The 24,967-nt window shown below is 68.5% G+C and carries 25 protein-coding genes and 3 tRNA genes; 3 read left to right on the top strand and 25 right to left on the bottom strand.

The features are described 5' to 3' along the window. Positions 1 to 150 precede the first annotated feature (150 nt). From ACWDKQ_RS03530 to rplJ, 13 genes are all read right to left on the bottom strand, one after another. Complete coding sequence (locus tag ACWDKQ_RS03530) at positions 151 to 1,131, bottom strand: hypothetical protein (RefSeq protein WP_450137181.1); 981 nt, start codon at positions 1,129 to 1,131, stop codon at positions 151 to 153. A 37-nt stretch (positions 1,132 to 1,168) separates the two neighbouring features. Further along, positions 1,169 to 1,684, bottom strand: a complete 516-nt coding sequence (locus tag ACWDKQ_RS03525; RefSeq protein WP_450137180.1) for a hypothetical protein — start codon at positions 1,682 to 1,684, stop codon at positions 1,169 to 1,171. Then, on the bottom strand, positions 1,674 to 2,801 hold the full coding sequence (locus ACWDKQ_RS03520; RefSeq protein WP_450137179.1) for an MlaD family protein: 1,128 nt from the start codon (positions 2,799 to 2,801) through the stop codon (positions 1,674 to 1,676). Before ACWDKQ_RS03520 ends, ACWDKQ_RS03525 begins: the two co-directional genes overlap by 11 nt. Further along, entirely contained in the window at positions 2,801 to 3,931 is a 1,131-nt protein-coding gene (locus tag ACWDKQ_RS03515; RefSeq protein ID WP_450137178.1) for an MCE family protein, read from the bottom strand. Before ACWDKQ_RS03515 ends, ACWDKQ_RS03520 begins: the two co-directional genes overlap by 1 nt. A 131-nt stretch (positions 3,932 to 4,062) precedes the next feature. Then, on the bottom strand, positions 4,063 to 5,253 hold the full coding sequence (locus ACWDKQ_RS03510) for an MCE family protein (RefSeq protein WP_450137177.1): 1,191 nt from the start codon (positions 5,251 to 5,253) through the stop codon (positions 4,063 to 4,065). Continuing rightward, entirely contained in the window at positions 5,250 to 6,233 is a 984-nt protein-coding gene (locus ACWDKQ_RS03505; protein WP_450137176.1) for an MCE family protein, read from the bottom strand. The genes ACWDKQ_RS03510 and ACWDKQ_RS03505 overlap by 4 nt, the downstream gene beginning before the upstream one ends. Further along, entirely contained in the window at positions 6,230 to 7,255 is a 1,026-nt protein-coding gene (locus ACWDKQ_RS03500; protein WP_450137175.1) for an MCE family protein, read from the bottom strand. Before ACWDKQ_RS03500 ends, ACWDKQ_RS03505 begins: the two co-directional genes overlap by 4 nt. Next, positions 7,252 to 8,637, bottom strand: coding sequence for an MCE family protein (locus ACWDKQ_RS03495; protein WP_450137174.1), 1,386 nt, complete (start codon positions 8,635 to 8,637; stop codon positions 7,252 to 7,254). The genes ACWDKQ_RS03500 and ACWDKQ_RS03495 overlap by 4 nt, the downstream gene beginning before the upstream one ends. Before the next feature lie 34 nt (positions 8,638 to 8,671). After that, complete coding sequence (locus tag ACWDKQ_RS03490) at positions 8,672 to 9,511, bottom strand: MlaE family ABC transporter permease (RefSeq protein WP_450137173.1); 840 nt, start codon at positions 9,509 to 9,511, stop codon at positions 8,672 to 8,674. A 104-nt stretch (positions 9,512 to 9,615) separates the two neighbouring features. Then, entirely contained in the window at positions 9,616 to 10,407 is a 792-nt protein-coding gene (locus tag ACWDKQ_RS03485) for an MlaE family ABC transporter permease (protein ID WP_450137172.1), read from the bottom strand. Further along, positions 10,404 to 11,612 carry an ABC transporter ATP-binding protein gene (locus ACWDKQ_RS03480; RefSeq protein ID WP_450137171.1) on the bottom strand — a complete coding sequence of 403 codons (1,209 nt, stop codon included), beginning with the start codon at positions 11,610 to 11,612 and terminating at the stop codon, positions 10,404 to 10,406. The genes ACWDKQ_RS03485 and ACWDKQ_RS03480 overlap by 4 nt, the downstream gene beginning before the upstream one ends. Before the next feature lie 256 nt (positions 11,613 to 11,868). After that, the gene (gene rplL / locus ACWDKQ_RS03475; protein ID WP_450137170.1) at positions 11,869 to 12,252 is read right to left on the bottom strand and encodes a 50S ribosomal protein L7/L12; all 384 of its coding nucleotides are present in this window, start codon (positions 12,250 to 12,252) and stop codon (positions 11,869 to 11,871) included. An 86-nt stretch (positions 12,253 to 12,338) separates the two neighbouring features. Further along, complete coding sequence (rplJ, locus tag ACWDKQ_RS03470) at positions 12,339 to 12,866, bottom strand: 50S ribosomal protein L10 (RefSeq protein WP_450137169.1); 528 nt, start codon at positions 12,864 to 12,866, stop codon at positions 12,339 to 12,341. 288 nt (positions 12,867 to 13,154) lie between these two features. Here rplJ and ACWDKQ_RS03465 point away from each other — a divergent pair, with 288 nt between their 5' ends. Continuing rightward, positions 13,155 to 14,105: a hypothetical protein gene (locus tag ACWDKQ_RS03465; protein ID WP_450137168.1), complete on the top strand. Its 951-nt coding sequence runs from the start codon at positions 13,155 to 13,157 to the stop codon at positions 14,103 to 14,105. A 114-nt stretch (positions 14,106 to 14,219) separates the two neighbouring features. On the opposite strand, the gene rplA is transcribed toward ACWDKQ_RS03465, so the two are convergent. The 5 genes from rplA to ACWDKQ_RS03440 form a co-directional block, all read right to left on the bottom strand. Beyond that, the gene (gene rplA, locus ACWDKQ_RS03460) at positions 14,220 to 14,930 is read right to left on the bottom strand and encodes a 50S ribosomal protein L1 (RefSeq protein WP_450137167.1); all 711 of its coding nucleotides are present in this window, start codon (positions 14,928 to 14,930) and stop codon (positions 14,220 to 14,222) included. A gap of 79 nt (positions 14,931 to 15,009) precedes the next feature. After that, a complete protein-coding gene (rplK, locus tag ACWDKQ_RS03455; RefSeq protein WP_450137166.1) occupies positions 15,010 to 15,444 on the bottom strand; it encodes a 50S ribosomal protein L11 in 435 nt (144 codons plus the stop codon). Positions 15,445 to 15,601: 157 nt separating this feature from the next. Continuing rightward, positions 15,602 to 16,435, bottom strand: coding sequence for a transcription termination/antitermination protein NusG (gene nusG, locus ACWDKQ_RS03450; RefSeq protein WP_450137165.1), 834 nt, complete (start codon positions 16,433 to 16,435; stop codon positions 15,602 to 15,604). Between the two features lie 82 nt (positions 16,436 to 16,517). Further along, a complete protein-coding gene (secE, locus tag ACWDKQ_RS03445; RefSeq protein ID WP_450137164.1) occupies positions 16,518 to 16,928 on the bottom strand; it encodes a preprotein translocase subunit SecE in 411 nt (136 codons plus the stop codon). Between the two features lie 30 nt (positions 16,929 to 16,958). Next, positions 16,959 to 17,031 (bottom strand) — tRNA-Trp (locus ACWDKQ_RS03440). A gap of 206 nt (positions 17,032 to 17,237) precedes the next feature. Here ACWDKQ_RS03440 and ACWDKQ_RS03435 point away from each other — a divergent pair. Beyond that, complete coding sequence (locus ACWDKQ_RS03435; protein WP_450137163.1) at positions 17,238 to 18,467, top strand: pyridoxal phosphate-dependent aminotransferase; 1,230 nt, start codon at positions 17,238 to 17,240, stop codon at positions 18,465 to 18,467. Positions 18,468 to 18,597: 130 nt separating this feature from the next. Here ACWDKQ_RS03435 and ACWDKQ_RS03430 read toward each other — a convergent pair whose 3' ends face one another. The 7 genes from ACWDKQ_RS03430 to ACWDKQ_RS03400 form a co-directional block, all read right to left on the bottom strand. Then, the gene (locus tag ACWDKQ_RS03430; protein ID WP_450137162.1) at positions 18,598 to 19,023 is read right to left on the bottom strand and encodes a MaoC family dehydratase; all 426 of its coding nucleotides are present in this window, start codon (positions 19,021 to 19,023) and stop codon (positions 18,598 to 18,600) included. 136 nt (positions 19,024 to 19,159) lie between these two features. Next, positions 19,160 to 19,624, bottom strand: coding sequence for an FAS1-like dehydratase domain-containing protein (locus ACWDKQ_RS03425; RefSeq protein WP_450137161.1), 465 nt, complete (start codon positions 19,622 to 19,624; stop codon positions 19,160 to 19,162). Positions 19,625 to 19,940: 316 nt separating this feature from the next. Further along, complete coding sequence (gene rpmG, locus ACWDKQ_RS03420) at positions 19,941 to 20,105, bottom strand: 50S ribosomal protein L33 (RefSeq protein WP_010315521.1); 165 nt, start codon at positions 20,103 to 20,105, stop codon at positions 19,941 to 19,943. Positions 20,106 to 20,171: 66 nt separating this feature from the next. Beyond that, a tRNA-Met gene (locus ACWDKQ_RS03415) sits at positions 20,172 to 20,247 on the bottom strand. 105 nt (positions 20,248 to 20,352) lie between these two features. Beyond that, a tRNA-Thr gene (locus ACWDKQ_RS03410) sits at positions 20,353 to 20,425 on the bottom strand. A 131-nt stretch (positions 20,426 to 20,556) separates the two neighbouring features. Next, positions 20,557 to 23,187: a putative bifunctional diguanylate cyclase/phosphodiesterase gene (locus tag ACWDKQ_RS03405; protein WP_450137160.1), complete on the bottom strand. Its 2,631-nt coding sequence runs from the start codon at positions 23,185 to 23,187 to the stop codon at positions 20,557 to 20,559. Between the two features lie 309 nt (positions 23,188 to 23,496). Beyond that, positions 23,497 to 24,477, bottom strand: coding sequence for an alpha/beta hydrolase (locus ACWDKQ_RS03400; RefSeq protein ID WP_450137159.1), 981 nt, complete (start codon positions 24,475 to 24,477; stop codon positions 23,497 to 23,499). A gap of 28 nt (positions 24,478 to 24,505) precedes the next feature. On the opposite strand from ACWDKQ_RS03400, the gene ACWDKQ_RS03395 reads away from it, so the two are divergent. Beyond that, positions 24,506 to 24,925 (top strand): TIGR03668 family PPOX class F420-dependent oxidoreductase, encoded by a 420-nt coding sequence (locus ACWDKQ_RS03395; protein WP_450137158.1) that lies wholly within the window; start codon positions 24,506 to 24,508, stop codon positions 24,923 to 24,925. Positions 24,926 to 24,967: the final 42 nt, after the last annotated feature.

The raw sequence follows: 24,967 nt of genomic DNA, 5'->3' as shown, positions 1-24,967 counted from the left end.
AGAAGTCTTCTGGGCAGGACAGTCCCAGCGTGGCGTTCTGGATGCCGGGGCTGCCGGAAACCAGACGGCGTCTGGGGTTCCGCCCCGCACCGCCACGCAAAACGCGTAGGAATCTGCAGCGCCAAAACGATCACGGGGTTTTGTGCTGGGTCAGCGGAGGGTGATCTGGGTGATCTTCCACCGATCGCCATGCTTCTGGGCGCTCACCGAGATCTGGGCCGGGCCAACATTGCTCTCGCCGGTGTTGGCGCGCATCGCGTGCTGGTCGACGAACAGCAACAGCTCGGCGCGGTCGCCCTGCAGCCGCGTCACCGCGCTGGTCTTCACCGTCGTGGTGACGATCAGCTGCTGCTGCGGAGCCTGCTCCCGGACCACCTTGAACAGTTCGTCGTAGCGCTGCACGGCCGACCCGACGAGCAAGTCCCGCGCGGCCGTCTCGGTCTTGGTCGTGTCGTTGAAGTCGTAGGAGAACACCTTCTCCACGGCATCGCTGATCTGTCCGTTGACCTCGCTGGTCGCCCCGGCCGAAACCAACGCCTCGTTGGCCGCTGCCCCGGAAACCCGCGCGGAGTAGGCCTCGATGCCGAACCACACGGCCAAGCCGGTGAATACCGCGACGGCCAACCCGGTGAACACGGCGACGGCGCCGAACACCCCCGCCCCGCTTCTCGGCACCGTCCGGCCGCGCTTCGCACCTGCGGTGCTCGAGCCCTCTGCGGCCTGCTCACGCTCCGCAGCGGCGGCGGGCCGAACAGCCTCGGTATCCGCCTGCACAACATCAGGCTCCGCCGTCTCCTGCTCCGGTTCGGCGGGAGCCGAAAGCACGGCTTCGCCGCTGGGGCGCGCCGCCGGATCAGTCTCCGCTACGGACGTTTCGTCTTGCTCCGCAACAACTTTCCCCACGGAAGCGGACTCCGCGACGTCCGTTCCTCTAAGCTCCGCTGCAGAACTGCGCTGCGCGTCCGCTTTTCCGCGCTCCGCGACGGAGGCTCGCTGCTCGCTTCCGTTTCGCCGGGCTTCCCGCGCCTGGTCCTGGGGGGTCTCGCCGTGGAGGGTTGCGCGGTTTCGCAGGCCCGCCACCTTCGGGCGGCGGGCTGGCGGCTGGCGGTCGTTGCGGCGGTTGCTTCGCACTGACTGCGCTCCTCGAATTGTTTGCGCGGCTCGCTGATCAGCCGACCGGCACGGTGCCGAGCCCGCTGAGCTTCCACGTCTCGCCTTCGCGCGTGAGCTCGGCCTGGTAGCGGTCCTGCTTGTTGGCCGGCTGCTGGCCGTCGATGGTGACCCTCACCTGCACGACGGCGATCATCCGGGCCTTGCCTGCGCCCTCGTCGAGCTCGACGATCCCCGCGTCGAGGACTCTGGCCGTCGTGCTGCTCTTAGCCTGCCCGATCTGGGTCGCGTAGTTCTGCCGTCCCTGCCGGACCTCGTCGCGCAGCGGGCCTGTCGAGTTGTCTTCCCAGCGCTGCAGGCCGCGATCCACGTCCCGGTAGTCCAGGGTGTTGAAGTTGATGATCGCGCTCTGCCCGTCGCGCAGCGCCGCGTCGCGCACCTCGGCGCGGGACACCGAGGAGTTGTTGGCGGCCAGCGCCCAGGTGACGCCAAGGCCCACGCAGGCCACCAGGCTGATCGCCAGCGCCACCAGGGCCACGACCAGGCGCCCCCGCCCCGTTGCTTCAGCGGGCATGTCCGCCTCCTTCCTGCTGTCCCGGTGCATTCTGCGCACCGCGCACCGACGTGTCACTGCCCGGCGGCTCCAAGCATTGCGCGTTGGTGTTCAGCGGCATCGGGCGGAAGTCCGTCCCGTTGCGCCGCTCGGTCTGCTCGTAACCCTTGGTGCAGGGCAGTGGGTCGAATACGTTGAGCGCCAGGCCGAAGTGCGCCGTGCCGTCGCCGGGGACCACTGTGTTGCTGACGGTGACGATGGCCGGGTACAGCGTCATGATTTGCTCGATGCCGTCGACGCGGGCCGCCATCACCTGGGAGGTCGTGGTGAGGTTCGCCAGCAGCGGGCCCAGCTGGGGGTTCTCGCGCAGGAAATCGCTGACCTGGCGGGCGGCTGGCGGAGCGCGCTCGATCACGGCCCGCAGGTCGCCGTCGGAGTTCTTCAGCGACTCCGACAGCAGCCGCAGGTCCTTGCCGAACGACTTGATCGCCGAGCCCTGCTCGTTCTGCGTGGCCAGCACGGTCGTGCCGTCCTCCAGCAGCTGCACGGTCTGCGGCAGGTGCTGTTGCGCGGCGTTGGTGAACTCCCGGCTGGTGTCCAGGATGGTCTGCAGGTGGCCGCCGTTATCGCGGAACGCGGTGCCCAGTTCGCTGACCGCGGTGCGCAGCGAGTCCTCCGGCACCGAGTTCGCGAACGAGTCCAGGTTCATCATCAGCTGTTCCACTGGCAGCGGGGTGGTCGCGGAGTGCTGCGCGATCACCGAGCCGTCCTGCAGGAACGGGCCATCGTCGCGCTTGGGGCGCAGGTCAACGTACTGCTCGCCGACCGCGGAACGGTTGGTCACCACCGCCTGTACTTCGGTGGGAATCCGCGGCGCGCTGGATTCGATGTCCAGCGGCACCTCCACCCCGGTACTGGTCAGCCGCAGGTCGCCGACCCGGCCCACCGGGACTCCGCGGTAGGTGACCTCGGCGTTGTCGAAGACACCGCCGGTGTCTGCGAGTTGCAGGGTCACCACGTAGCCGCGCGGGCCGAACAGCCGATCCAGCCCCGCGTAGCGGGCTCCGGCGTAGCTGACGCCGACCAGGGCGATCGCGATGAACGCGGTGATCTGCATGCGCACTCGACGGGTGAGCATCAACGACCCCCTCCCAGCAAGGAACCCAGCAGGCCGCCGGGCTTGTGCTCCGGTTCTGCCGGTGGCGGCGGGGCCTGTTCCGGCGGTGGTTGCGGCGACAGCGGCAGCGGGATGGACTTCAGCGCGTCCGGCAGCGGGATCAGCGGCTGCGGGCTGCGCCCCAGGTTCTCCAGCACGCGGGTGAGGTCCAGGTCCGCGTTGATGTAGAGGTTCGTGAAGTCACTGTTGCCGATGCCCTCGACCGCGTTGTCCGGGAACGGGAAGGAGACCAGCACCTCCAGCGACTTCGGCAAGCTCTCGCCAGCGGCGGCCAGCTGGTTCAGGGCCGGGGCGAGCTGGTTTAGGTTGTGCACCAGGTCGTCGCGGGAGTGGTTGACCACGTCGGTGGCGACGCCGGAGAGCTGGTCGAGCGACCGCAGCATGGTGACCAGCTGGGTGCGCTGCTCGTTGAGCACTCGCAGCCCCGGCTCCAGGTCGCGCAGCGCGACGTCGATGCTGCCGCGCTGGTCGCCCAGCCGTGCGCTGAGCCGGTTGATGCTGTCCAGCGCACGGGTGATGTCGTCGCGCTGCGCGTCCAGCCCGGCGACCAGTTCGTCCAAATTGGACAGAAGGTCGCGGACGTCAGACTCGCGACCCTCCAGCGCGGCGTTGAGCTCCTTGGTGATGTTTTGCAGCTGCGCGACGCCGCCGCCGTTGAGCAGCAAGGACAGCGCCCCGAGCACCTCTTCCACCTCGGGGTTGCGGCCGGTGCGCTCGATGCCGATCAGGTCGCCGTCGGCGAGCCGGCCGACCGCGGGCCTGCCCTGCGGCGGGCTGGCGAGCTCGACGTACTTCTCGCCTAGCAGGCTGGACTGCCGCAGCCTGGCGGTGGCGTTGGCCGGGAGGTTCACGTCGCCGTTGACCAGTACGGTCACCTCTGCCTGCCAGGAATCCGGGGCGAGGTCGATGGCCGAGACCCGGCCGACCGGCACGTCGTTGACCCGGACGCCGGAGTTGGGCACCAGGTCCAGCACGTCGGTGAATCGCACCTTCACCTGGTACGGGTGGCTGCCGATGTCCGCGCCGCCGGGCAACGGCATGTCGTAGACGCCGCGCGAGCTGCACCCGCCCAGCACCACCAGAGCCAGCACGGCGGCCCCGGCCTTGCAACCTCTAGGCGACGGCGACCGTGCCCACCCTGAGGGGTTCCGTGATTTCAATGGAAATCGGACGTTCGATTTCAATGGAAATTGCGTCGGGCGGAGACCGAGGAACAATCCCTTCACCGGGTACCTCCCGCGGTTTGGGAGCTGCTCGCGTCGGCCAGCGGAAGCGGCAGCGGCGGAAGCTTGCCCTTCTGCAGGGCGTTGATGGTTTCCGCCGGGGTCGGCAGCTTCACCACGCCGTCGAGGATCGGCTGCAGCGACGCGCACGCGTCGCTGACGTCCTTCGGCACGTCTCCCGGGTTGTGCTGCTGCAGCAGCTTGCACACCGCCACCAGAGGCGGCTGGTTGAGCTCGTTGATGTTCGCGCGGAAGTCCAGCGTGCCCGCCGCGCCGTCGTAGGCGTTGTTGAGGTTGCTCAGCGCCAGCGGCGCGTTGTTCAGCGATTCGCGCAGCGCCGCCTTCTGCTCGACCAGCACGTTCGCCACCGCGTTCAGTTGGTCCACATTGGACTTGAGCAGTTCCCGGTTGTCCCGCACGAAGGACTCGACCTTGCCCAGCGCCATGGCCAGCTCCGCCATCGCCGCGCTCATGTCCTGGCGCTGGTCTGCCAGCAGCGAGCTGACCTGCTGCATCTGGGTGTTGAACCGGCGCACCTGGTCGTCGTTCTTGGCCAGCATCGAGGTGAACCGCTGCAGGTTGTCGACGGTGGCGAACAGCTCGTCGCTGCTGCCGGACAACGTGGTCCCGACCTCGCCGAGGTTGCGAATGGTCTCCGACAGCGCCTTCCCGTTGCCGTCGAGGTTCGCCGCGCTGGTGTTGAGCAGATCGGTCAGCGCGCCGTCGGCATTGGCTCCGTTCGGCCCCAAGGCCGTGGTGAGGTCGTTGAGGCTGCGGTAGATCTGGTCCAGCTCCACCGGCGTCGCGGTGCGATCCTTCGGGATCACCGCGCCGTCGGCCATCTCCGGCCCGCCCTTGTAGACCGGGGTGAGCTGCACGTACCGGTCGCTGACCACGCTCGGAGAAACCGACACCGCGGCGGCATCGGCGGGCACCTTCACGTCGCGGTCCACGCTCATCACTACGCGCACCACCTGTCCCTGCGGCACCACTTCGTCGACGGTGCCCACCGGCACCCCGAGGATCCGCACGTCGCCACCCGGGTAGATGCCCACGGCGGCGCTGAAGTACGCGGTGACCTTCCGCTCGGCGGCCCCGAAGAACAGCCACCACACCCCGACGGTCGCGGCGAGCACGACCACCACAGTGATCGACAGAACCCGGGTCAGCGATGGGCGTGCGCGGGTCATGGCTGGCAGCCCTTCTGGTTGATGGGCCCGACGGCCGGCGGCAGCAGGCCGCAGACGTAGGTGTCGAACCAACGGCCGTTGCCCAGCACGTTGGCGAACAACCTGGTGAACGGGGCGAACAGCTCAAGGCTCCGGTTCAGGTTGTCTTGGTTGCGTTGCAGCATCTTGGTGACCCGGTCCAGCTGCTGCAGGGTCGGGCCGATCTGCGCGGCGTTGTCGTCGACCAACCCACTGAGCTGAGCGGACAACTTGCGGGTGCCCTCCAGCAGTCCGCTGATCGAGTCCCGCCGGGTCCGGATCTCCTGCAGCAGCAGGTTGCCGTCGGCCAGCAGCTTCTCGAAGTCGCCGTTGCGGTCGGCGATCGTCTTCGACGCCTGCGCGGTGTTGTTCAGCAGGTGCTCCAGCTGCTCGTCGCGCGCGGAGATGGTCTGCGAAAGCTGCGACAACCCGTTGAGCGCGCCGCTGACGTCCTCCGGCGTGCCCTTGAAGGTGCCGGAAAGCGTGCGGAAGCTCTCCGCGAGCTGCTTGGTGTCGATCTGGTCCACTGTGGACGAAAGGTCGCTGAACGCCTCGACGACATCGTAGGGCGACATGGTGCGCTGCAGCGGGATCGGGTCGGACGGCGAGAGCTCCTCGCCGCCCTGCGGATCCAGCGCCAGGTACTTCTGACCGAGCAGCGTCTTGATCCGGATGGCAGCGGTGGTGTGGTCGCCCAACCACGCGTCGCCGACCCGGAAGCTGACCAGCACGTGGTCGTCATCGATCTCCACGTCGGAGACGGTGCCGACCTTCACCCCGGCGATGCGCACCTCGCTATCCGGGCGCAGCCCGGCGGCCTCGGTGAACTGCGCGGTGTAGGTGGTGGTGCCGCCGACCAGCGGCAGGCGCTCGAAGTTCAGCGCGAGCAGGAACATCAGCACCAGCACCAGCAGTCCGGCGATGCCGATTCTGAGCGGGGCGCGCTGTGAGAACGCGGTCATCGCTGGCACCTCGGCTGGGTCACCGGCATCAGCGGCAGCGGCAGGTTCAGCTTGCCGACGCCGACCGTGCCGCTCGCCTTGCACATGTAGAAGTTGAACCAGGAGCCGTGGCTGGCGGTGCGGCCGATCGTCTCCAGCTTGCCCGGCATGTTCCGCAGGACCTGGTCGGTGAGCGCCTCGTGGTCGTTGAGGTTCTTCGACAGGTCACCGAGTCCCGCGATGTCCTGCTGTAGCCCCGGCCGCGCTTCGGTCAGCAGGCCCGCTGTGCTGTTGGTCAGCCCGTCCATCGCGGTGATCGCGTCGCCGATCGAGTCCCGGTCCGCGGACAGCCCGGACACCAACTGCTGCAGTTGGCCGATTAGCTCCGACAGCTGCTGGTCGCGGACGTTGACGGTGTCGAGCACACCGTTGAGGTTGTCGATGACCTGCCCGATCACCTGGTCCCGGGAGGCGATCGTGGACGTCAGCGAGGCGGTGTGGGCCAGCAGGCTCTCCACCGTGCCGCCCTCGCCCTGCAGCACCTGGATGATCTCGTAGGAGAGCTTGTTGACGTCCTCCGGCGAAAGCGCCTGGAACAGCGGCTTGAACCCGCCCAGCAGCACGGTCAGGTCCAGCGCTGGCTTCGTGCGCTCCAGGGGGATCTGGCCGCCCGAGGGCAGGAAACCGCCGGTGTTGTCGGAGCCCTGCTCCAACGCGATGTAGCGCTGGCCCACCAGGTTCCGGTACTTGATGGTGGCTGTCACCGAGCTCGGCAGCCGCCGGTCGGCGACGTTGAACCGCACCTCGGCCAGCCGCTTGTCGACCACCTCGATGCTCTCGACCTGGCCGGCCTTCACCCCGGAGATGCGCACCTCGTCGCCCTCGTTGAGGTTCGTGACGTCGGTGAACCGCGCCGTGTAGGACTCCGACGGGCGCAGGTCCCGGTTGGCGATCGTCAGCACCAGCAACCCGGTGGCCAGCACCGTGACAAGCACGAAGATCAGGAACTTCACCAGCGGCGCGGTGATGCTGCGTCCGTTCACCGGTAGCCCACCTCCGCTCCTCGGAGCACGGGCCCGACCAGCAGCGAACCCCAGTCCGGCACTTCACTCGCGGGCCGCCCCAGCGCGGGCGCCAGCAGCACTGACACCATGTCCCGCTCCGCCGGGGAGTTCACCCAGGCCGTGGACTGCGACGAGGTACTCGCCGGCAAGTAGCCCTGGCCCATCGACGCCGGGTTTAGGCCACCGTCGGCCGGCCGCGAGGCGGGCGGCGGCACCGAGCCGTCCTTGAACGGCACGCCCTGCGGGTACTCCGGCACCGGGTTCGGCAGCGACATGAAGTTGTAGCAGCGCGGACCACGCTTGTCGGCGAACTCCGGCTCGTCCTGGTTCGGCAAGTACTTGCCGCGGGTGACGACGACCTCCATGGTGACGTGCAGGCCCGGTTCGGCGGTGCCTTCGCCGAACGCCTGCCGCATCCGCGGCACGAACTCCGCCATCTCCTGCAGGAGGCACGGGTACTCGGGCGCATACTTGGCCAGCACGTCCAGCGTCGGCCGCTGCGACTCGCCGAGCCGGATGATGTTGTGCCGGTTGTCCCGCAGGAACCCGGTCAGGTCACCGGAGCTGGTGGTCAGCTGCCCGGTCAGCGCGGTCAGGTTCTCCCGCTGCGCCACCAGGGTTCGGGCGGTGGTGCTGAAGTTGTCCAGCGCCTCCAGCACCTCCGGCGCGGCCTGCTCGTAGGTCTGTGCGACGCCGACCAGTTCCTTCAGATTCTCCCGCAGGACCGGGACCGACGGGTTGAGCCCGTCCAGGTAGGTGTTCAGCTGCGACAGCGTCTCGCCCAGCGGCTTGCCGCGCCCGGACAACGCCTGGTCCAGCGCGTTCAGCGTGACGGCCAGGTCGTCCGGGTGGATGGCCTGCAGCACCGGCATCGTGTCGGCCAGCACCTGCTCCAGCTCGATGCCCGCGCGGGTGCGGTCCGGCTCGATCACGTCACCGGAGGCCAGCGGCCGGGTCGAGGCCTGCTCCGGCAGCTCCAGCGCGACGTACCGCTCGCCGAACAGCGTCCGCGGCAGCAGTCGAGCCGACACGTTCGACGGCAGTTGCGCCGCCCGCGCCGGGTCCAGCGCCAGCCGTAGCTCGGCACCGTCCCCTGTGGACGTCACGCTCACCACCCGGCCGACGATCACGCCGCGCACCTTCACGTCCGAATCGGGCAACAGCTGGTTCCCGGTGGACGAGGCCTTCAGCACGATGTCCACACTGGACGCGAAGGCCTTCTGGTAGATCGCCACTGTCAGGCTGACGAACAGCACCATGCACAGCAGCAGCGCGAGGCCCAGGGCGCGGCGCCGCAATGCTTTGCGAGACACCCGTACCCGGTCGGCTTTCATGAGCGGGCGGCGAAGATTGTCGCTCATGACGCCTCCGTTGTGGCCAACGCACTTCGGGCACTCATCCGGTGATCCGAACCGTCGTCGTGGTGCCCCAGATCGCGAGGCTGAGGAAGAAGTCGAGCAGTGCCGTGGTCACGATCGCGGTCCGCACGGCGCGGCCCACCGCGACCCCGACCCCGGCCGGGCCGCCGCTGGCGCGGTAGCCGTAGTAGCAGTGCGTCATGATCACCACCACGCTGAAGACAAGCACCTTGGCGAAGGACCACAGCACGTCCTCGGGCGGCAGGAACAGGTTGAAGTAGTGGTCGTAGGTGCCCGCGGACTGGCCGTAGACGTAGATCGTGACGGCGCGGGCGGCGATGTAGGACGTCAGCAGGCCCAGCACGTACAACGGGATGACCGCGATAAACCCGGCCATCACCCGCGTGGTCACCAGGTACGGCAAGCTGGGCACGCCCATGACTTCCAGCGCGTCGATCTCGTCGGAGATCCGCATCGCGCCCAGCTGCGCGGTGAAGCCGGAACCGACCGTCGCCGACAGCGCCAACCCCGCCACCAGCGGAGCGATCTCGCGGGTGTTGAAGTACGCGGAGACGAACCCGGCGAACGCCGAGGTGCCAATCTGGTCCAGCGCCGCGAAGCCCTGCAGGCCCACCACCGTGCCGGTGAACAGCGTCAGCCCGATCATCACGCCGACCGTGCCGCCGATCACCGCCAACGCGCCGCTGCCGAAGCTCACCTCGGCCAGTAGCCGCAGCGTCTCCTTGGTATAGCGGGTGATCACCCGCGGGATCCACGCCAACGACCGCAGGTAGAACGACATCTGGTCGCCCAGGTCGTCCAGCATCTCCAGCGGCCGCCGGGCCGCGCGCTTCGCGCGCTGCGAAACCGTCACCATGTCAGGCCCGCCTGGCGTGCTTTCGAAGCGGCGTCTGCAACTCCCGCAGGGGGGCCGCTACCCGCACCGCCACGCATGAGTCTGGAACCAGGCGTTTGTGCATGTCACATTCCCTTTGGTGGCACGAGTTGCAGGTAGAGCGTGGTCAGGACGAAGTTGACCGCGAACAGCAGCAGGAAGGTGATCACCACCGACTGGTTCACCGCGTCGCCGACCCCCTTCGCGCCGGGCGGCGGGTGCAGGCCGCGGTACGCCGCCACGACTCCCGCCAGGAATCCGAAGATCACCGCCTTCAACTCGCCGATCCACAGGTCCGGCAGCTGCGCCAGCGCGTTGAAGCTCGCCATGTACGCGCCGGGCGTGCCGCCCTGCATGATCACGTTGAACGTGTAACCGCCGACCACGCCGACCACGCTGACCATGCCGTTGAGCAGCAGCGCGACCAACATCGCGGCCAGCACCCTCGGCACCACCAGCCGCTGGATCGGCGAGATGCCGAGGACCTCCATCGCGTCGATCTCGTCCCGGATCTTCCGGGACCCCAGGTCCGCGCAGATCGCCGGACCACCGGCCCCGGCGATCAGCAGCGCGGTCACGATCGGGCTGGCCTGCTGGATGATCGCCAGCACGCTCGTCGCACCGGTGAACGACTGCGCACCGATCTGCCTGGTCAGCGAGCCGAGCTGGAGCGCGATCACGGCACCGAACGGGATGGACACCAGCGCGGTCGGCAGGATCGTCACGCTGGCGATGAACCAGCACTGCTGGATGAACTCGCGGACCTGGAACGGCCGGCGGGGCATCGCCCGGACCACGTCCAGCGCGAGTGCGAACAGCCGCCCGGTCTCCCGCAGTCCGCCCGCGCCGGGGAACCGCACCTGGGACGGCGTGCTCACTGCTCACCCCGCTTGCGGCCGAACCAGCGGCGCCGCGGCGTCTCGACCGGTTCCTCCGGCTGGGACCTGGCGGCCCACGGCTGCGGCTGCGGTTCCGGCTCCTGCGGCTGCCGTGGGTACGGCGTGGGGCGCGGCTTCTGCAGCACGTCCGCGACCTCCACTGGCGGCAACCGGTCCGGCTGGGCCTGCACCGGCTCGGTACGCTGCGGCCACGATCCCGTCGCGGGCGCCGAGAACCCGTAGAGCGCCAGCTCGTTCGGGGCGAGGGTCTTCAGGATCTCCTGCTGCGCCGACGGGGACAACGTCCGCAGCTGGCGCAGCACGCGGTCCTTGCGGCGGCGCACCGCGGACCGCTCCGGCAGGCCGGGCGAGACGTCCAACTGCGGCATCATCGGCGGCACGCTGACCTCGCTCAGCCGCGCTAGTTCGGTCTCCCCGACGTCCTTCTCCTCGCTCATCCCGATCGGGCCGTCCGGGCGACCGTTGAGGAACTGCACCACCGCCGGCTCCGCCGAGGTCAGCAGCACCTCGCGCGGGCCGAACATCACCAGGTTTCGGCGGTAGAGCATGCCGATGTTGTCCGGCACCGTCCGGGCGGTGTTGATGTCGTGGGTGACGATCAGGATCGTGGCGTCGATCTGCGCGTTCAGGTCGACGATCAGCTGGTTCAGCAGTACGGTGCGAACCGGGTCGAGACCGGAGTCGGGCTCGTCGACCAGGATGATCTGGGGATCCAGCACCAGCGCCCGCGCCAGCCCAGCCCGCTTGCGCATACCACCGGAGATCTCGCCGGGCAGCTTCTCCTCGGCGCCGATGAGACCGACCATCTCCATCTTCTCGAGCACCACTTCGCGGATCTCGGATTCGCTCCTGCGGGTGTGCTCTCGAAGGGGGAAAGCGATGTTGTCGTACAGGTTCATCGAACCGAACAGCGCGCCATCCTGGAACAGCACGCCGAAAAGCTTCCGGATCTCGAACAGGTCGTGTTCCGGGCAGGTGCAGATGTCCACCCCGTTGATGACCACCTTGCCGTGCTCCGGCTTCAGCAAACCAACCAGGGATTTCAGGAAAACCGACTTCCCGGTTCCGGAAGGACCCAGCAGGACGCTTATCTCACCGGGAGGAAGCGTCAGCGTGACATCCCGCCAGATGGTCTGCGCGCCGAAGGACTTCGACAGTCCGTCGACAACCACCTCGACGCCCATCCGAACCTCCGCCTCCTCGGTTTCACCCCACCGGTATTTCCCGGAAAGGCAGCGTGGCACATGTGACGCGCTTAACGAAGGTCGTCGGCGTCACACCTGTGCAACGAGCCCGACGCGAAAGGGTTACTCGCGAGTTCACTCGGATTCGAACGGACACAACATTTGTCCGGTAGAAGCAATTCCGCAATTCCACGAAGCAAAAGAAGGCGGGCACCCGCAACAGCGAGTGCCCGCCTTCTTGCAGCGAGTCAAATGCTCACTTGAGGGAGACCGAAGCACCGGCCTCTTCCAGCTTGGCCTTGGCCTCGTTGGCCTTCTCCTTGTCGACCTTCTCCAGGATCGGCTTCGGGGCGCCCTCGACGAGCTCCTTGGCCTCCTTCAGGCCCAGACCCGAGACGATCTCGCGGACGACCTTGATGACCTGGATCTTCTTTTCGCCAGCACCCTCGAGGACGACGTCGAACTCGTCCTGCTCCTCAGCGGCCGGAGCAGCGCCGGCGGCCGGGCCGGCCACAACCGCGGCCGGGGCGGCGGCGGTGACGTCGAAGGTCTCCTCGAACTGCTTCACGAACCCCGACAGCTCCAGGAGGGTCATCTCCTTGAAGACGTCCAACAGCTCTTCGTTGCTCAGCTTCGCCATGGCGGCGTTCCTTTCCGTTCCGGGCCCAGGCACCGGAGGTGTCCGGGCGGGAGTTCCAGCGATCGACGACCGAGTCCACTGAGGACTCAGGCGTCGGCTTCGCCGCCCTTCTTCTCCTGCAGGGCGGCGGCCAACCGGGCAACCTGGGTCGCCGGCGCGGCGAACAGCGCGGCGGCCTGGCCCATCTTGGCCTTCATGGCACCGGCCAACTTGGACAGGGTGACCTCGCGGGAGTCGAGGTCGGCAATGCTCTCGACCTCGTTCACGGACAGCGCGCGGCCGTCCATGTAACCGCCCTTGATCACCAGGGCCTTGTTGTCCTTGGCGAATTCACGCAGAGCCTTGGCCGCGTCGACCGGCTCGCCCTCCACGAAGGCGATCGCGGTCGGGCCGACGAACAGGTCGTCGAGACCCTCGACGCCGGACTGCTCGGCGGCACGCTTGACCAGCGTGTTCTTCGCGACACGGTACGTCGCGCCCGCACCGAGGGCACGGCGCAGCTCAGACAGCTGCGCCATGGACAGCCCGCGGTACTCGGTCACGACTGCAGCGGTCGCGGTGTTGAACCGCTCCGCGATCTCGCTGACCGCATCAACCTTGTCGGGCTTCGCCATGTCGCCTCCTCTCTATTTCCGACTGTGATCCGCATCCAGCCGGTCCTGAGACGACAAAACGCCCCGGCGCAGCAAGCACGGGGCGTCAAGATCATGGGCGCGCTGAGCACGCAACGATAGCCTCGTCCCTCCTGCGCGGGCCGCCCGCATCTCACGGGACCTTAGTTCTCCCCGCCCCTCGCGGGGCACGGAGAAGACCAGCGGTCTTGGGTGGAACCTCGACCAGGATACGCGACCCGATTCCACCGCCGCCAGGCACCCCGGTTCCGCCGGTTGCAGACCGTCCCGATGAAGTTCGCAGTTCGCGGCGCGGACCCGAGGGATACCGGATCACCGGTCGTGACCTCGGCGCCACGGGCGGGCATCATGTGGGGCGTGGCTGATCAGAACGAGTCGCACCGTCCGGAGCGCGGCGCCAACCTGCCGGCGAAACCGCGCTCGGCTGAGGTCGTCGACGCCGAAGTCGTGGAAAGCGCGGTCGTGGAAAGCGCGGTCGCCGAAAGCGACGTCGTGGCAGCCAATGGTCCCGCGACCGCTGCATCTGCCCGCCCGCAGCAGCCCGACGACGAGGAGCTCCGCCAGTACCAGCAGTTCCTGGAATTCCAGAAGTTCCGCGAATGGCAGCAGTCGCGAGGCGGCGACGCCGCGACCCCACCTCCCACCGCGTCCCCAACGGCGACGCCGAAGAAGCCCTGGTGGAAGCGGGCGCTGGGACTGCTGCGCTACAAGCTGGTCCGCCGCCTCATCTACTTGCTGTTGGCGCTGCTGCTGCTCAACTACCTGTACAACAGCCTGACCACCTCCTTCTTCGGCGGCTCCGGCGACAACACCGGCACCGGCAGCAACGGCGTGCCGATCGACTCGGTGCCGGTGAAGTCGGAGAACCCGCAGCAGGTGGTGCGCGGCGTCTACAACTGGCTGCGCGGGCCGAGCCCGGAGCGGACCTGCGGCCTGTTCGACGCCACCGGCAAGTCCGGCTTCGCCGCCGCCCACCAGGCCCCGGACTGCACCACCGCGGCGCGCCAATTGCACGCCCAGATCACCGACCCGAACGCCTACGCCAACCCGAAGTTCGACCACAACGCGGTGACGATCGTCGGCCCGGAGGCCCAGGTCCTCGGCTGCCGGATGCAGGTCAACGGCGGTCCCCGGCTCGGCAGCTTCAAACTCACCCAACAACCCGACGGCGGCTGGGCGATCAGCGCCTACGCCCTCCAAACCTCCAGCTGCGGCGGCTGATCGACGAGGATTGCACAGCTTCGCGCGAAATCGCCCGCTGCGGTCGGCACCCGAAAAGCGAGAATGGCGGGTCGCTCCGGGGAGCGGCCCGCCCTTCTCGGCGGAACTTGGGTATCAGGCCGAGGCCGTGACGCCGCGAGTCGCGTTTGGGTCGACCGGGATGCCCGGGCCCATCGTCGTGGTGAAGGTGACCTTCTTCAGGTACCGGCCCTTCGACACCGACGGCTTGGCGCGCAGGATCTCGTCCAGCGCCGCCGCGTAGTTCTCCACCAGCTTCTGGGTGTCGAAGGACACCTTGCCGATGATGAAGTGCAGGTTGGCCTGCTTGTCGACGCGGAAGTTGATCTTACCGCCCTTGATGTCCGCGACCGCCTTGGTGACGTTCGGGGTGACGGTGCCGGTCTTCGGGTTCGGCATCAGGCCGCGCGGGCCGAGCACCCTAGCGATCTTGCCGACCTTGGCCATCTGGTCCGGGGTGGCGATCGCCGCGTCGAAATCGAGCCAGCCGCCCTGAATGCGCTCGATCAGGTCCTCGGAACCAACCACGTCCGCCCCGGCGGCCTCGGCCTCGGCGGCCTTGTCCCCGACGGCGAACACGATGACGCGGGCAGTCTTACCAGTGCCGTGCGGCAGGTTCACGGTGCCGCGGACCATCTGGTCTGCCTTGCGGGGGTCGACGCCCAGCCGCAGCGCCACCTCGACGGTGGCGTCGTAGTTGACCTTGGCGGTCTTCTTCGCCAGCTCGGCCGCTTCCGTCGGCGCGTACAGCCGCGCGCGATCGATCAGCTCGGCCGCCTGCTGGTATGCCTTGCTGCGCTTTGCCATTTCTGTCCTATCCCAGGTGGATCAGTTGTGGTTGGTCGGGCTGCGCTGGAGCCCTCCCACACGCCGTTTCCGGCTTCGGTCAGCCCTCGACCGTCAGGCCCATCGACCGGGCGGTGCCAGCGATGATCTTGGCGGCCTGGTCGAGGTCGTTGGCGTTGAGGTCCGCCATCTTGGTCTGCGCGATCTCGCGGACCTGGTCCATGGAGACCTTGCCGACCTTGGTCTTGTGCGGCTCGCCGCTGCCCTTGGGCACACCCGCCGCCTTGAGCAGCAGCTTGGCCGCTGGCGGGGTCTTCAGCGCGAAGCTGAAGGAGCGGTCTTCGAACACGGAGATCTCGACCGGCACGACGTTGCCACGCTGGTTCTCCGTGGCGGCGTTGTAGGCCTTGCAGAACTCCATGATGTTGACGCCGTGCTGACCCAGCGCCGGGCCGACGGGCGGGGCCGGGTTGGCCTGGCCGGCCTGGATCTGCAGCTTGATGATCGCTGCGAGCTTCTTCTTCTTGGGCGGCATGTTTGCTTCCTGTGTCTTCGCTATCCGGTTGCCCGGCCCCACCTAGTGGCGGGGCCGAATCTGGCGAGACCACGAAACGGTGGCTTCGCCCGGTTCTGCGCGCGGGTCCTGCCAGATCCGCGCGCAGCCGCCGCGCTCCCGCACCGCGGGAAGGCGGTCAGATCTTGGAGACCTGGTTGAACGACAGCTCAACCGGGGTTTCGCGGCCGAAGATCGACACCAGCACCTTGAGCTTCTGGGCGTCCGGGTTGACCTCGTTGATCGTCGCGGGCAGCGTCGCGAACGGCCCGTCCATGACGGTCACGGACTCGCCGACCTCGAAGTCGACCTCGACCGCGGGCTTGGCGGCCTGCGCGGCCTTCTTGCCCGGCTCGGCCTTCTTCTCCTCGACCTGCGGCGCGAGGAACTTCAGCACCTCGTCGATGGTCAACGGAGACGGCTTGGAGGTGGCACCGACGAAGCCGGTGACGCCCGGCGTGTTGCGCACCGCGCTCCAGGACGCATCGTTGAGTTCCATCCGAACCAGGATGTAGCCGGGCAGCACCTTGCGCTGCACCAGCTTGCGCTGGCCGTTCTTGATCTCGGTGACCTCTTCGGTCGGCACCTCGACCTGGAAGATGAAGTCCTCGACGTCGAGCGTCTGGGCCCGCGTTTCGAGGTTGGTCTTGACCTTGTTCTCGTAGCCCGCGTAGGAGTGCACGACGTACCAGTCGCCGGGCGCGCGTCGCAGCGCTGCGCGCAGCTCCTCGACCGGGTCGGGCTCCGCAGCCACTTCCTCGCCGGTTTCGCCGGTCTCGTCAGCGTCCGGGGCTTCCTCGGCCTCAGCTGGCGCCTCGGTCTCGTCGGCCGAACCGATGTCCTCGCCGGAGTCGGCGTCGTCGGCGGAATCGACTGCGTCGACCGAGTCCGCGGTCGCCTCGGCCTGATCGGCCTCGGGCTGCACCTGCTCGTCGGTAAGGCCGGTGGATTCCTGGCCCTCGTGGGAGGTCACAGTCGGTCTCGCTTCCTCTCGTGCGTTGCGTGCCGGGTCGTCGTTCCGTCGCCGGCACCACCTAGCGCGGGGCCGGAGATGTTCAGCCGGAGCCGAACAGCCAGCCCACACCCTTGGCGAAGAGCACGTCCACGCCGGCCACGAACGCCACCATGATGCTGACGAAAACCAGCACCACGAGGGTGTAGGTCGCCAACGCCTTGCGCGTCGGCCAGATGACCTTGCGCAGTTCGGCGACGACCTCGCGCAGGAAGCGTCCGATCTTCCGGAACAGCGAAACTCGACCCTGCCGGCCATCCCGCGACGGGGTTGGCCGACCCTTCGACTCAGTTGTGCGGGTCGAGTTCGCTTCGGCCGAACCCGACTCGCCGAACCGGCTCTTGCGGCCGGCCGGGCGGGCGGAAGCGCGGCGCTCGCGCCGCGCCGCGGCGCTGGACGGACGGGCGGCGTTCTCGCGCGCTCCGTCCTGCTCCTGCTCGCGGTCCTCGCTCACGCCCATCCTCCGCTCACCGTCGCATCGACGCAGGGGTGACAGGACTTGAACCTGCAACCTGCGGTTTTGGAGACCGCTGCTCTGCCAATTGAGCTACACCCCTTTGCGGCCCTGCAGCTCGACCGCATTCGGGACGCTCACCACCGGCCCTGGAACCGGCATTCCACGGTGTTCAGGCATCCCAGGTACGAAAGTGTACGGCACGCCGACGACCTTGCTCCAACGGCACCCCCAGTACGGGTCCATGAACAACTTCGCCGCTGGTGGGGAGCGTGTCCGACGACACGCCGGGTCTGTCAGGATGCTGTCATGGCCGCACCTGAGACAGACCAAGGAACCAAGGCGCGGGTGTCCGCGCGGATCGGCGGGATCAGCGAGTCCGCCACGCTGGCCGTGGACGCCAAAGCGAAGGCGCACAAGGCCGCCGGCCGGCCGGTGATCGGCTTCGGCGCCGGTGAGCCGGACTTCCCGACGCCGCAGCCGATCGTCGACGCCGCGATCGCCGCCTGCTCCGATCCGAAGAACCACCGCTACAGCCCGGCAGCCGGCCTGCCGGAGCTGCGCGAGGCGATCGCCGCGAAGACGCAGCGCGACTCCGCCTACACCGTGCAGGCCAGCCAGGTGTTGGTGACCAACGGCGGCAAGCAGGCCGTCTACCAGGCGTTCCAGACGCTGCTCGACCCGGGCGACGAGGTCCTGCTGCCGGCGCCGTACTGGACCACTTACCCGGAGGCGATCACGCTGCCGGGCGGTGTTCCGGTGGTGGTGCCCGCAGACGAGTCGACCGGCTATCGGGTGTCCGTCGAGCAGCTGGAGGCAGCGCGGACCCCACGCACCAAGGTGCTGCTGTTCAACTCGCCGTCCAACCCGACCGGCGCGATCTACCCGCCGGAGCAGGTCGAGGCGATCGGCCGCTGGGCCGTCGAGCACGGCATCTGGGTGGTCACCGACGAGATCTACGAGCACCTTGTCTACGGCGACGCGCGGCACGTGTCGATGCCCGCCGTGGTGCCGGAGCTCGCCGACACCTGCGTGGTGCTCAACGGGGTCGCCAAGACCTATGCCATGACCGGCTGGCGGGTGGGCTGGATGATCGGCCCGTCGGACGTCATCAAGGCCGCCACGAACCTGCAGTCGCACCTGTCGTCGAATGTCGCCAACGTCTCGCAGCGGGCCGCACTGGAGGCCGTCAGCGGCTCGCTGGACGCGGTGCTGGAGATGCGCTCGGCGTTCGACCGCCGCCGCCGCAAGATCGTCGAGCTGCTCTCTGCGATTCCCGGCGTCAGCTGCCCGGAGCCGCAGGGTGCGTTCTACGCGTACCCGTCGGTGAAGGGCCTGCTGGGCAAGGAGATCCGCGGTGTCCGCCCACAGACGAGCGTGGAGCTGGCGAGCCTGGTCCTGGAGCAGGCCGAGGTCGCGGTGGTGCCGGGCGAGGCCTTCGGCACGCCGGGCTACTTCCGCCTCTCCTATGCCCTCGGCGACGAGGACCTCGTCACCGGTGTGACCCGGATGGCGGAACTCCTCGGCGAAGCCAAGTAGTCGTTCAACGGATGAAGGGCACCTCCAAGCCGCGTTGCCAGCCGGAGGTGCCCTTCACTTTTAAGCTCGATCGAGGCGCACCACCCGTTAGTGGGTTGAGCGGTTGGCACTCGCGCCCCCGGTCATTCGGTCACTCGGGGAGGCGGAGGGTGGCCGTGGCGCCACCGAGGACTCCCTGGTCCGCGCTGCGGGCCGTGATGCTGACCTTGACCGTGCCGTCCTCGTTCTTCTTCGCGATCTTGCCCGACACCTCGACCAGCGCGCCGTTGCCGTCGTCGGGGACCACGACGGGCCGGGTGAACCGCACTCCGTAGTGCAAGATCGCGCCCGGGTCGCCGGTCCACTCGCTGACCAGGCGACCGGCGATGGCCATCGTGAGCATGCCGTGGGCGATCACGTCCGGCAGGCCGACCTCGGTGGCGAACCGCTCGTTCCAGTGGATCGGGTTGAAGTCGCCGGAGGCGCCCGCGTAGCGGACCAGGTCGGCGCGGGTGAGCAGCACGCTCAGCGCCGGCAGCTGGTCGCCGACGGCGGCCTCGGACATCCGTGCGCTCATGCCAGTCCCGCCTCTACGCGTTTCACAGTTGTGGTTACGTCCGGCTCAATCTCGCATTTCGCGGTTTCTTGCGACTGGTTTACGTCACGTTCCCCTGAGGTGCGGTTGATGAGGACTCGGGTTGACACAGGGCTACTCATGCGCCCTCCCCATCTTCGGTGGTACCGCGCGCCACGAGCATCGACTTCGCGGTGCACACCGGCTCGCCGTCGACGGTACCGATCTCGGCCCGCACCGTCAGGAAATCGTTGCCCGCACGGGCCTTGATGTCGTCCACGTGCACCACCGTGACGAGCCGGTCACCGGCCCGGATCGGCCGGTGGTGGGTGAAGTCCTGCTGGCCGTGCACCACGCGGCTGTAGTCCAGCCCGAGCTGCGGGTCCTCGACGATCACGTCGTGGGCGGCCATCGAGAGGATCACCGCGAAGGTCGGCGGCGCGATCACGTCCGGGTATCCGGCGGCCTTGGCAGCGTCGGCGTCGCGGTACAGCGGGGAGTCGTCCTTGATCGCCGCGGCGAACTCGCGGATCTTCTCCCTGCCCACCTCGTAGGGTGCGGTGGGCGGGTACTCACGTCCGATGAATGACTGGTCAAGCGGCACGCCCGCAGGCTACCCGACCAGGTGAAGTCCACCCGCGCCCAAGCAGCCTGTGCACGGGTGCACCGCACCAAAACCAAATCAGGCGGCGATCCACACGGCACCTTCGCTCACCCGATCACCAGTGCCGAAATGCAAGAAGCCCGCCCCCTGCCGGGGACGGGCTCGAAGCTCCGATCGAGATCTGGCTGACGATCAGGCCGGAGGACGGCACCCCGCACGAGGAGCCGACCACCGCACCGTGGGGGCTTGACCCCCAACTAGCACCCTGAACGAGCCCCGGCAAAGCGCGAAGCACGAGCAGGGTTTACCCGATCGGTCAGCGGGTTTCCTTGTGCAGCTTGTGCGTACCGCAGTTCGGGCAGAACTTCTTCATCTCCAAGCGGTCCGGGTCGTTGCGCCGGTTCTTGTTGGTGATGTAGTTGCGGTGCTTGCACTCCTCGCACGCCAGCGTGATCTTGGGTCGAACGTCGGTGGCGGCCACGGGGGTGCCTTTCTGTCTCGGTGGTACTCCGGAACGGTTCGCTGGAGGCCCGAGCGAACCCGTGACTGGTAGCGGTGGCCGGACTTGAACCGGCGACACAGCGATTATGAGCCGCTTGCTCTACCGACTGAGCTACACCGCCATGCTGGGAACCTAGGTGCACGCACCTGGCGTCTCAGCCGACGCAGGATATCCCACGCAAAACAGCCACAGCACCCAGTTTACCGAGCACCGCAGCTGCCTTTCGAGCCCCAATACGGAATCGAACCGTAGACCTTCTCCTTACCATGGAGACGCTCTGCCGACTGAGCTATTGGGGCGTTTCCTTGCGGAACGTCTAGAACTTTACACACCATCCGCACCCCCTCGAAACAGGGGGGCCCTTTACGTGAAAACCCTGGTCACGGAGCGGTTTTCACACCAGGAGCGGCGGCGACTACCGAAATCAGTCTCAGTGCAGGAGTGTGAGGACAGTCTCGGATCGGGCGCCGCTGTCGCTCTTGGTGCGGGCCTGCAGCCACGCCTCGAACCGCTCCTCGGACAGCGGCCGCGAGATCAGGTAGCCCTGGGCGACGTCGCAGCCCATCGCCACCAGCTGGTCACGCGCGGCGTCGTCCTCCACGCCCTCCGCGACCACCGCCAGGTCCAACGAGTGCCCGAGCTCGACGATGGAGCGGACCACGGCCATGTCACCGAGGTCGGTGCCCATGCCGAGCACGAAGCTCTTGTCGATCTTCACCTCGTCCACCGGCAGCTGCCGCAGGTAGGCCAGCGACGAATACCCGGTGCCGAAGTCGTCCACCGCCAGCACCACGCCCATCGCGTGCAACCGGCGCAGCAACGGCAGCGAGCGCTCCGGGTCGGCCATCACCCCGGACTCGGTCAGCTCGAAGGTGAGCAGCTCCGGCGGGGTGTCGTGGCGAAGCAGCGCCTCGCCGACCCGGTCCGGGAAGGTCTCGTCGGCGAGGTTGCGCACCGACAAGTTCACCGCCACCGACATCCGCAGTCCGCGGTCCATCCACTGCCGGATCTTGACCAGCGCGCATTCCATCACGAACGAGGTGAGCGCGTCGACCAGCCCGGTCGCCTCCACCAGCGGCACGAACTCGTCCGGGTCCAGCCGCCCGTACTCCGGGTGCGACCAGCGCACCAGCGCCTCGGCGCCCACCACCTGACGGACGGGCAGCGCGACCTTCGGCTGGTAGTGCACCTCGACCTGGCCGGTGTCCAGCGCCTGCCGGAACTGGGTGACCAGCTGGAAGCGGCGCAGGAAGACCTGGCCCATCGCGGGCGCGTAGCCGCGCACGCCGTCCTCGCCGTTGCGGGCCGCCCGGACCGCGACGTCGGAGCGCTGCAGGAGGGTGTCGATGTCGGTCTCGCACTCGCCGTCCACGGGCGCGGACGAGGCGTACCCGGCGACCCCGGCGGCCTCCACCACGATGCGGTCCAGCGGGTACGGCTCGGCGATCACCTCGCGCAGTTGCTGGGCGAATTCGTGCGCCTGGGCCTCGCTGTGGTCCAGCAGGAGCACCGCGAAGGAGTTCGCTTCGAGCCTGGCCAGCGGCGCCTCGCCCAGCGCCTCCTGCATCCGCCGCCCGGCGGCGACGATCATCCGGTCGCCCCAGGTGTAGCCGAGGGCCTCGCTGACCGTGGTCAGCACGTCGAGGTCCACCCGCAGCACGACCGCAGTGCGCCCGTTGTGCAGTTTCTCGGCCGCCATCTCGCGGAATCCGGTGCGGTTGAGCAGTCCGGTCAGCGGATCGTGGTACGCGTCATGGCGCAGCCTCGCGAGCAGCCGCCGGTTGTCCATCGCGGTCGCGAGGTGGCTCGCCAGGGTGTGCAGCAGCCGCACGTCGGCCCTGCCGAAGCCCCGCCACCGGCTGACCCGGTCGTGCACCTCGACGGCACCGAGCAGCTGGCTCGCGCCGCGCAGCGGCACGACTAGCGCCTCGTATGCGCCGCGTTGGCGCAGCGCCCGCCGCACCTCTTCGGGCGCCTCCAGCGTCCGGAAGGAACGGACGTGGCTGCCCGGCAGCTGGAGCAGCGGGTCGTCGCGCAGCGCCGAGGGCGCGGTCTGTTCCGCCAGCTCAGGCAGCGGTTCGCCCGCGACTAGCGTGCTGACCTCCCCGCTGGGGTTCAGCCGCAGCCGCAGCACCACCCGGGTCGCGTTGAGCTGCTCCCGGATCCGCTCCGCGACCGGCTCCCACTCGCTGACCGACACCACCGGCCCGGCGACGGAGTCGGACGGGCCGTGCGGGGCGGTCTGCCCGGAGCGGGCCACGCTGAGGCTGAAGTCGCTGAGCGCCTCCAGGTCACGCTGCTCGCGCAGCAGGCCGGAGTAGGCGCGGTACAGGCCGATAACGGCCACCGCGACCAGCGCCACGAGCAGCCAACCCCACGGGGTGCTGATCGAGACCTCGTAGCCGACCAGGCCGACCGACGTGTTGAGCAGGCCCACGGCCAGCGTGTTCACCGCCAGCCGCACCCCCGCAGACACCCGCATCGCGCCACCCAGCACGTGCAGCGCGGCGAGCGCGAAAGCGCAGCTGATCAGTGGCGAGGTCAGGGTTCCGATGACCGGGCCGAACCAGGCCGGGGCCACCCCGGTCAACGCCAGGTGCACCGCGTTGGCCACAGCGAACGGCACCGCGATCTCCAGGCACAGCACGCCCGCGTTGTAGACCACGTGGGTGGCCGCGCGACGCCCGACCTGCGCGCCGAGCCCGGCCAGCAGGTTCGCCGCGAGCACAACCTCGAACGGCACCGTCAGCAGCCCGAGGATCAGCGGGATCTCGGTGAACGAGATGGTCCAGCCGACCCGCTTCACGTCGACGTCGATGGTCAGCTGCTCGGCCAGCAGGAAGCCCATGGCCAGCAGCGGCCCGATGAACAGCAGGTCGGGGCGGTATTGGAAGGGTAACCACGCCGAGGTCGCCGCGGAGGCGAGCACGCCGACGACGAGCACCACGAAGGAGAAGCCGGTGAACGTCCGGCGCCGGAGCGGATCCACCTCGGCGCGCACCGGCGGGCGAGCAGCCTCCAGGTTGGATTGCGGACCGAGGGAGCGATGCCGCTCGATCATCCACGCTCCTCCCACCGGTCGCACGGGCGCACCCACACGATTGCCATCGCCGATCGTGGCGCACTACCGCACGGATGACCAGGGGCCAATGGCTCCCGTCGCATCTGCCAGACACACGCACCGGCGTTGATCCAAGTGGTCCGCGATGGCATGATCGCCCGGCACCGCGAGTTGACCTGCAAAGATTTGACAACTTTTAACTAGCACCATGATCCATGGGGCTTCGCGAAGCGGAGCGCAGCACTTTGTGATGATCGCCGCAGCAACCGATCTGCCCGAACACCGTACGCAATCGGCGGAAGCGGACCGTTACTGCTGCAGCCCGAACTCGTCCAAGAAATCCCGGATCGCACAGTCCAGATCGGCCAGTCCCGATTCCTCCACCGGGAGGTGGCCGGCGCCCTTGAGCGACGCGAAGCGGGTGGGTGCGGCGAGCCGGTCGAAGAATTGCCGGGACAGCAGCGGCGGCGTCCACCGGTCTTCGTCGGGGTGCGCCAGCAGCAGCGGCGGCCCGGCGAAGTCCTCCGGCGCCACGGCTGGCGGCGTGGCCAGGCAGCTGCGGGCGAAGCCGAGCGTCAGCCAACTGCCGCCACCGATCGCGTCGGCCCACACCAGGTTGGCGAATTGGCAGTGGTTGGACGCCGCAGCGATGTTCGACAGCCAGTGCACCGGGACCCGCGCCGTCGAGAACGGCTTCGGGATCAGCGCCAGCAGCCCAGCCCAGTGGGCCATTTCCGGCCGGGCCGCGAGCCGCCGCCGGACCTCTTCGCGCCTCGCGTCGGCCAGGCAGGTGGCGATGACGCCGGCCACCGCGCCGCCGGCCGTGGCGGCAACGTCGTAGGCGAGCCGGCCGCCGGTGCTGATGCCGAGCAGCACGATCGGCCGGTCGTCGCGGGACCGCTCGTGCTCGACCAGGTCCAGCACGCAGGACACCCAGCCCTGGTAGGTGATGCCGCGCCGGGGCGTGGCGGTCAGGCCGAAGCCTGGTAGGTCGGGGGCGATGAATTCGAGGTCCACCAGCGACGGCAGCCGCCCGTACGGGGCGAGCATGCGGCCGTAGGTGCCAACTCCGTGCAGCGCGATCAGCTTGGTCGGAGCGTCCGGGCGCGGGACGCGGTCGAGGTGCACCACGGTGCCGCGCCACGGCAACCACTGCTCGGCGGGCGCGTTCTCCTCGGTGATCCGTAGCGCACCGGGGAAGAAGTCCTGGTAGCGGAGCCAGTACTGCTGATCGCGGTAGCCGGGGCCGACGACGGTGGCGGACCCTGGGGTGGATGGAGCCGAAGGCACACTTCGAACATACGGACCGGACCGGACGATGCGCATCAGCCAACAGCAGGCACGCAACTGGTTCGCGCAGGCTCGGGTGGCACGCCTGGCCAGCGCCGATGAGCTGGGACGACCGCACCTGGTGCCGGTCGTCTTCGTGACGCGCGGGGATGTGATCGTCACCGCAGTGGACCGGAAGCCGAAGCGGACCGCGAACCTCAAGCGGCTGCGCAACATATCGGCGAATCCGCAGGTGGCGCTGCTCGTGGACCACTACGAGGACGACTGGTCCCGCCTGTGGTGGGTCCGCGCCGACGGCGAGGCCGAGTTGGCCGAAAGCGCCGCGCACCCGGACTTGCTCGCCGCGCTCTGGGCGAAGTACCCGCAGTACCGGGAGAACCCGCCGACTGGCACGCTGATCATGGTCCGGGTTACGCGCTGGAGCGGCTGGGCCTTCGCGCAGCGGTGAGCGCCAGGGGCCGTGAGCGCTTTCGAGTCAGCTTCTATCGCG

Source organism: Saccharopolyspora sp. NPDC000995 (assembly GCF_053599315.1).
Note: the sequence above shows the minus strand (reverse complement) of the source record. Positions and strands in the feature narration are given on the sequence as shown.

What these genes read in the sequence shown, in the direction of transcription:
- ACWDKQ_RS03525 (WP_450137180.1), bottom strand. Translation starts at nt 1,684, where the DNA reads ATGCCCGCTGAAGCAACGGGGCGGGGGCGCCTGGTCGTGGCCCTGGTG.
- ACWDKQ_RS03520 (WP_450137179.1), bottom strand. Translation starts at nt 2,801, where the DNA reads ATGCTCACCCGTCGAGTGCGCATGCAGATCACCGCGTTCATCGCGATC.
- ACWDKQ_RS03510 (WP_450137177.1), bottom strand. Translation starts at nt 5,253, where the DNA reads ATGACCCGCGCACGCCCATCGCTGACCCGGGTTCTGTCGATCACTGTG.
- ACWDKQ_RS03505 (WP_450137176.1), bottom strand. Translation starts at nt 6,233, where the DNA reads ATGACCGCGTTCTCACAGCGCGCCCCGCTCAGAATCGGCATCGCCGGA.
- ACWDKQ_RS03495 (WP_450137174.1), bottom strand. Translation starts at nt 8,637, where the DNA reads ATGAGCGACAATCTTCGCCGCCCGCTCATGAAAGCCGACCGGGTACGG.
- ACWDKQ_RS03490 (WP_450137173.1), bottom strand. Translation starts at nt 9,511, where the DNA reads ATGGTGACGGTTTCGCAGCGCGCGAAGCGCGCGGCCCGGCGGCCGCTG.
- ACWDKQ_RS03480 (WP_450137171.1), bottom strand. Translation starts at nt 11,612, where the DNA reads ATGGGCGTCGAGGTGGTTGTCGACGGACTGTCGAAGTCCTTCGGCGCG.
- rplL (WP_450137170.1), bottom strand. Translation starts at nt 12,252, where the DNA reads ATGGCGAAGCTGAGCAACGAAGAGCTGTTGGACGTCTTCAAGGAGATG.
- rplJ (WP_450137169.1), bottom strand. Translation starts at nt 12,866, where the DNA reads ATGGCGAAGCCCGACAAGGTTGATGCGGTCAGCGAGATCGCGGAGCGG.
- ACWDKQ_RS03465 (WP_450137168.1), top strand. Translation starts at nt 13,155, where the DNA reads ATGAAGTTCGCAGTTCGCGGCGCGGACCCGAGGGATACCGGATCACCG.
- rplA (WP_450137167.1), bottom strand. Translation starts at nt 14,930, where the DNA reads ATGGCAAAGCGCAGCAAGGCATACCAGCAGGCGGCCGAGCTGATCGAT.
- rplK (WP_450137166.1), bottom strand. Translation starts at nt 15,444, where the DNA reads ATGCCGCCCAAGAAGAAGAAGCTCGCAGCGATCATCAAGCTGCAGATC.
- ACWDKQ_RS03435 (WP_450137163.1), top strand. Translation starts at nt 17,238, where the DNA reads ATGGCCGCACCTGAGACAGACCAAGGAACCAAGGCGCGGGTGTCCGCG.
- ACWDKQ_RS03430 (WP_450137162.1), bottom strand. Translation starts at nt 19,023, where the DNA reads ATGAGCGCACGGATGTCCGAGGCCGCCGTCGGCGACCAGCTGCCGGCG.
- ACWDKQ_RS03405 (WP_450137160.1), bottom strand. Translation starts at nt 23,187, where the DNA reads ATGATCGAGCGGCATCGCTCCCTCGGTCCGCAATCCAACCTGGAGGCT.
- ACWDKQ_RS03395 (WP_450137158.1), top strand. Translation starts at nt 24,506, where the DNA reads ATGCGCATCAGCCAACAGCAGGCACGCAACTGGTTCGCGCAGGCTCGG.